The 5,396-nt window shown below is 66.8% G+C and carries 6 protein-coding genes; 2 read left to right on the top strand and 4 right to left on the bottom strand.

What is annotated here, in order from left to right; genetic code table 11:
* Window positions 1–11 precede the first annotated feature (11 nt).
* The 3 genes from Q4C89_RS07440 to Q4C89_RS07430 form a co-directional block, all read right to left on the bottom strand.
* A complete protein-coding gene (locus tag Q4C89_RS07440) occupies window positions 12–1,028 on the bottom strand; it encodes an iron ABC transporter permease (RefSeq protein WP_303101976.1) in 1,017 nt (338 codons plus the stop codon).
* On the bottom strand, window positions 1,025–1,897 hold the full coding sequence (locus Q4C89_RS07435) for an ABC transporter substrate-binding protein (protein ID WP_303101975.1): 873 nt from the start codon (window positions 1,895–1,897) through the stop codon (window positions 1,025–1,027). Before Q4C89_RS07435 ends, Q4C89_RS07440 begins: the two co-directional genes overlap by 4 nt.
* Window positions 1,898–2,147: 250 nt before the next feature.
* Window positions 2,148–2,771, bottom strand: coding sequence for a 1-acyl-sn-glycerol-3-phosphate acyltransferase (locus tag Q4C89_RS07430; RefSeq protein ID WP_303101974.1), 624 nt, complete (start codon window positions 2,769–2,771; stop codon window positions 2,148–2,150).
* A 318-nt stretch (window positions 2,772–3,089) separates the two neighbouring features.
* Between Q4C89_RS07430 and Q4C89_RS07425 the strand changes: the two genes are divergently transcribed.
* Window positions 3,090–4,376 carry a hypothetical protein gene (locus Q4C89_RS07425; RefSeq protein ID WP_303101973.1) on the top strand — a complete coding sequence of 429 codons (1,287 nt, stop codon included), beginning with the start codon at window positions 3,090–3,092 and terminating at the stop codon, window positions 4,374–4,376.
* Window positions 4,377–4,445: 69 nt separating this feature from the next.
* Here the strand turns inward: Q4C89_RS07425 and xseB are convergent, their stop codons facing one another.
* The gene (gene xseB / locus Q4C89_RS07420) at window positions 4,446–4,676 is read right to left on the bottom strand and encodes an exodeoxyribonuclease VII small subunit (protein ID WP_303101972.1); all 231 of its coding nucleotides are present in this window, start codon (window positions 4,674–4,676) and stop codon (window positions 4,446–4,448) included.
* 29 nt (window positions 4,677–4,705) lie between these two features.
* Here xseB and Q4C89_RS07415 point away from each other — a divergent pair, with 29 nt between their 5' ends.
* Window positions 4,706–5,344, top strand: a complete 639-nt coding sequence (locus tag Q4C89_RS07415; RefSeq protein WP_303101971.1) for a flavin reductase family protein — start codon at window positions 4,706–4,708, stop codon at window positions 5,342–5,344.
* The last annotated feature ends 52 nt before the right edge of the window (window positions 5,345–5,396 follow it).

Below are 5,396 nucleotides of genomic sequence, written 5' to 3'. Positions count from 1 at the left end.
CCCTCTGCGTCCTAGCCATTTTCCCGCCTCAGCAGCCACAGGAAAAACGGCCCGCCCAGCAGCGTGGTCACGATACCGACCTGCGAAAGCGGCGTGGTGCGGGCCAGCAGGTCGGCCAGCACCAGCAGCGCCCCGCCCAGCAGTCCCGACAGCGGCAGCAGCGTGCGGTGGCCCGCGCCGAACGCCAGCCGCACCAGATGCGGCACAATCAGGCCGACAAACCCGATGATGCCCACATACGCCACCGCGCCCGCCGTGGCGAGGCTGGCGAACAGCACCACCAGCAGCCGCAGCCGCTCGACGGGCACGCCCAGCGAACGGGCGGTCAGGTCACCGAGTTGCAGGGTGTCGAGGGCGCGGGCCAGCAGCAGCAGCGCCCCGCAGCCCAGCCCGACGTAGGGCAGCACGGTGAGCACGTCGCGCCAGCCGGAGAAACTGAGGTCGCCCAGCGTGTAGGCCAGCACTTCCCGCGCCCGGTCTTCGCCGCGCAGCATCAGGGCGGTGGTCGCCGCACTCAGCACGCTGCCGACCACCACGCCCGACAGAATCAGGCGCGTGGGCGGGAAGCGGCGGCCTTCGCGGGCCAGCAGCAGCGTGACGGTCACGGCGGCCAGGGCAGTGACCAGCGCCGAGAGCGGCACGAACTGGTGTGACCAGCCCAGCGTGAGCGCCACCGTCGCGCCCAGCCCCGCGCCACTCGCCACGCCCAGCAGGTAGGGGTCGGACAGCGGATTGCGAAACACGCCCTGAAAGGCCCCGCCGCACACGCTCAGCGCCGCGCCGACCAGCACGCCCATGACCACGCGGGGCAGCCGAATCTGCCAGATGATGACCGCGTCGCCCTGCAACGCCTGCCCGCTCACGCCCTTCCACAGCGCCGAGAGCACCGCGCCGGGGGCGATGTTCACGCTGCCCAGGCCCGTCCCCAGCACCACCGCGACCAGCAAAAGCCCCAGCAGCAGGGCGGTGCCGGACGCCAGATACGCCCGTGAACGCCGCACCGCCGGAGCCGTCGCCGCCACGCTCACCGGAACAGTTCGGGGTGAACGATTTTCGCCAGGCCGCGCAGCGCCTGCGGCAGTCGGGGGCCGGGGCGTCCCAGAATGGTGTTCAGTTCCTTGGGAATCTCGATGACCTTGCCTGTCCTCACGGCGGTGATGGACTTCCAGCCGGGCCGCGCCGCCGCCGTCTTGAGGTCGGTGCCCAGAATCAGTTGCGGGTTCTGCTTCACGATCAGTTCGGGGTCTACCTTGGGAAAGTCGCCCAGGGACGCCGGAATCACGTTTCTCGCGCCCGCCTTGGTCAGCAACGTGCCCATGAACGAGTTGGGGCCGATGGAGTACGGCGTGGGGTCAATCTCGAAGTAGGTGGTGGGCTTGCGAACGGCATTTTTGGTCAGAATTTCGACCTTGGCAATCTCGCGCCCCATTTGAATATTGAGCGCCTTGGCCTGCGCCTCACGGTTGACGACGCGGCCCAGCAGCGTGGTTTTGCTGAACACGTCGGCGTAGCTTTCGGGGTTGACCGCCAGCGTGGGCACGCCCAGTTTGTCCAGTTGCTCGGTCAGCTTGCCGTACTTGCTGACGATGACGAGGTCGGGCCTGAGACTCACGATTTTTTCCACGTTGGGGTCGTAGAGGCCGCCCACTTTGGGCAACTTGGTGACCTGCGCGGGAAAGTCGCTGTAGTCGTCCACGCCGACCAACTTGGCGCAGGCTCCGATGGCGCACAGGGTTTCGGTGTTGCTCGGCAGCACGCTGATGATGCGGGCAGGCTCGGCCTTGACCGTCACCTTGCGCCCGAGGTCGTCGGTGAGGGTGAGGGGATAGCGGGCAGCGCTGGCAGAGGTGGCGAGCGCGGCGCTCAGGGTCAGCAGCAGGGCGGGAAAGGTACGCATGGGTTCTCCTGGCGGGGCAACGAAAAAAACCGCCCCCGAACAAAGTGGGCAGCGGTCAGCAGAAAAGGCGCGTCCAACGCTCAGGACGGGCGTTTCCTCCTTCCGCGAGAGGTCAGGCCGCACGCTGGCCCGTAGGCGAGCGAGAGCAGGTCAGGTGTTCGGACTGAAAACCGTTGCGCGACAGTGCCGGACTGAAACCGGACTTTCCCTGGGCCTGCTGGAACAGAGTATAGGGGCCGGAGCCGACCCGTCAGCCGACCCGGTGTCCGAGCGGCTGTGACAGCACCTGAAGTTGTCGGGCCAGTTCTTCGGTGTTGGCCTTGATACCGCCCCTGGCGGCAATGGGCTCACCGAAGCGGATGACCCAGCGCTTCCCGTCGCGGCTGATGCCTGCGGGCAGGATAGGTGCCCGGCCCCGCGCGGCAATCAGGGCCGCCCCGCCATGAATCTCCTGTCCGCCACGCGTGCCCTGCGGAAAAATCCCCACCGTGCCGTTCGCCTTCAAAATCCGCAGGCTGGTGCGAATGGCTTTCACGTCGCTGCCGTCGCGGTCCACCGGAAAGCTGCCCCCGGCGCGGATGATGTCCCCGATGACCGGAACGAACAGCTCGCGCTTGGCCATGAATTGCAGGAAGCGGCCCGGTGGCAGGGCGCGGGCAATCAGGAAGGGGTCGAGCAGCGACTGGTGATTGGCGGCGACCACCAGCGGCGTGCCGGGCGGCGGCACATTCTCGCGCCCGTGAATGTCGAGGCGCATGCCTGCCAGCAGGACGGGCAAGAAGGTCACGTCCACCACGAAGCGGTACACGTGCGGGTTGACGTGGGGAAACTGTTCTTCGGGGGTGGCGGAAGCGGCTACCGAACCATCGGTCATGACGCCGAGCATAGTGCCCGGGAACCTTTTTCGTCACTTGTCGACCACAGACCGGAGGAGCTGCGGCATCCGTGCGGCCCCCGGAGGTCCATCGGCGGGCGAGGTGTCTCCCTGGTCCTGACAGAATTGTCTGGGCGCGACGTGACTTTTTACGGAATTGTGCTGGGGTCGCCGGGTGTATAAGTTCATCACCTGGCAGCGGCGCAGCGAGGCTGCCAGGGCGGGGGGAGAAGTTTGGGGCCTGACCCGCAAGCCGACCTCTGCTTGCTGCCCCCGTGTCGTCCTCGGTTCACTTGTTTGCATGGAAAGGATGGCCGTATGAGAAAGTCCTCTTTTGGTCTGCTTCTCGCCACCACGCTGGCCCTGAGCAGCTGCGGAAACACCGACGCTCCGGTGCCTGCTCAGCCCGCCGCCCCCACGTCCGGCCCGCTCAAGGTGCTGACCCCTTTCGCCAACCAGACCATCAAGTCGCTCGGCAGTGACGGCACCATCGTCTTCAGCGTCCCGGACGCGCTTCCCCTGCGGGGTCAGAAGCTGAGCGCCACGCAAGTGGACGACGTGCAGAGCCTCACTGACGGAACCATTCTGGCGAGTGCGCCCACCCCTGCCGCGCCCTACGGTCTGCTGCGCCGCGTGACCGACGTGGAGGTCGCAGGCGACACCATCCGGGTGGAGACGGCCCCCGCCACCTTGGAGGACGCCCTGAACAGCGGCGCCATCCAGCCCGGCGAGTACCACCTCACCCAGCAGGTGAACACCTCGCGGCCCATCTACGCACAGCAGGTGCTGTCGGCCCAGGGTGCCCAGTCGGGCAACGGCTTTTACAACATTCCCCTGCCGCAAACCGACCTCGGACCGCAGGCGACGTGGACTGTGGGCACCGGTCAGGAAAAGTGCTTGCCTGTGCCGCTCCCCGTCTCGGCCCAGAGCCCCATTCAGGTCAGCACCGACCTGCGGGCCTGCTACCAGTTCCGCAACAGCCTGACGATCGACCTCAAGATTGAGCAGGTGCCGGTCGAGGGCAAAACGACCAAGCGACTCGCCGTGACCTACTTCACCGTGCGGGTGGACGGCGAAAACAACGCCACCATGCGCTCCGCCACCGGACTGACCCTGAGTGCCGAGACGCCGGTCAGCCTGCCCCTGGTTTCGGTGGGGTACGCCCCGCTGGTCTTCATGCTGGGGCCACTGCCCGTTGTGGTGACGCCCGCCTACAGGCTGGGCTTCGACCTGAGCGGTCAGGTGAAGGTCGACCAGCCCTTCAGCATCGGCGTGGCGCAGCACATGGCGCTCGGTGCCGAATACGTGCGCCCTGAGTGGAACAAACTCGATACCTTCGCGGTCGAGCCGCAAATCACGCCCAACCTCACGGGCAGCATCGCCGCCAAAGCCCGCTTCACCAACGACGCCAGCGTGATTTTCTACGGTATCGCCGGGCCGGAACTCGGCATCAACCCCTACGTCAAGGTGGCCTACACCTTCGGGCAGAGCGGCAACGTGGCGCTGGGCGCAGACGGCTACGTCGGCATCAAAGCCGGGTTCCCCTTCGAATTCCTGAACTACCGCTACAACTGGCAGAAAGAAAGCGTCGTCAAAGAATTCTGAGTCCACGCGGGACGACATGCGAAAGGCCCTCTCCCTGACCGGGGGGGCCTTTCTCTTTTGTGTCAGGGGTCAAAGGTCGGGGCCGTCGCCCTCACTGCTGTCCTCCGCCTCGCCCCACTCGCCGCTCAGGACCGCCCGCACCGCCTCGATACGGCTGCGGCACTCGGCGTAGGCGGCGCGGGCTTCTTCGAGCAGCGGCAAGACCCGGTCCAGGTCGGCCTCGCCCGTCTCCAGTTCGGCGGCAATCCGGGAAAGCTGGGCATAGGCGTCACGGTAACTCGTCGGAGCACTCACGCCCACAGCGTAGACCAGACCGCTACCCTGCTTCCATGTCCCATGCCCATTTCGACCTGACCGCGCTGCCGCAGTCGGCCCGCTACAAGTTGCTGACGGCGACGGTGGTTACCCGCCCCATCGCGTGGGTCGGCACGCAGGGCGAGGGGGGGTTCAACCTCGCGCCCTACTCCTTTTTCGGGCTGATGGGGTCCGAGCCGCCCGTCGTCGCCTTCGCTCCCGGTGACCGGCCCGACGGCACGCCGAAAGACACCGCGCTCAATGTCAAACCCGGAAGTGAATTCACGGTCAGTCTGGTCAGCGCGGCCCTGGCCGAAGCGATGAACCTCACCGCCACCGATTTCCCACACGGCATGGACGAGGCGCAGGCCCTCGGCCTCCGGCTCGCGCCCGGTCAGCAGGTGCAGGTGCCCCACGTGCAGGACGCCCCCGCCGCGCTGGAATGCCGCGAGGTGCAGACGGTTCTGATTGGCCGCACCCGCATCATCCTCGGCGAAGTCCTCGGCCTGTGGCTGCGTGAAGACGCCGTGCTCGACGCCGAAAAGCATGACGTGGATACCGCCGCCCTCGACCTCGTAGGCCGCATGGGTGGGCGCGGAACGTACACGCATACGCGGGACACCTTCGAGCTGACGCGGCAGACCTACGCGCAGTGGGTGGAAAAGAAAGAGTGATACGGGACTGGGCTTTACTCCGCACATCCGAGGAAAGCGCCCGAATGTGCTC

It is taken from the genome of Deinococcus sp. (assembly GCF_030523985.1).
Classification (GTDB): Bacteria; Deinococcota; Deinococci; order Deinococcales; family Deinococcaceae; genus Deinococcus.
Note: the sequence above shows the minus strand (reverse complement) of the source record. Positions and strands in the feature narration are given on the sequence as shown.

Excerpts from the sequence above, each read along its gene's own strand:
- Q4C89_RS07435 (WP_303101975.1), bottom strand. The coding sequence starts at position 1,897 with ATGCGTACCTTTCCCGCCCTGCTGCTGACCCTGAGCGCCGCGCTCGCC.
- Q4C89_RS07430 (WP_303101974.1), bottom strand. The coding sequence starts at position 2,771 with ATGACCGATGGTTCGGTAGCCGCTTCCGCCACCCCCGAAGAACAGTTT.
- Q4C89_RS07425 (WP_303101973.1), top strand. The coding sequence starts at position 3,090 with ATGAGAAAGTCCTCTTTTGGTCTGCTTCTCGCCACCACGCTGGCCCTG.
- Q4C89_RS07415 (WP_303101971.1), top strand. The coding sequence starts at position 4,706 with ATGTCCCATGCCCATTTCGACCTGACCGCGCTGCCGCAGTCGGCCCGC.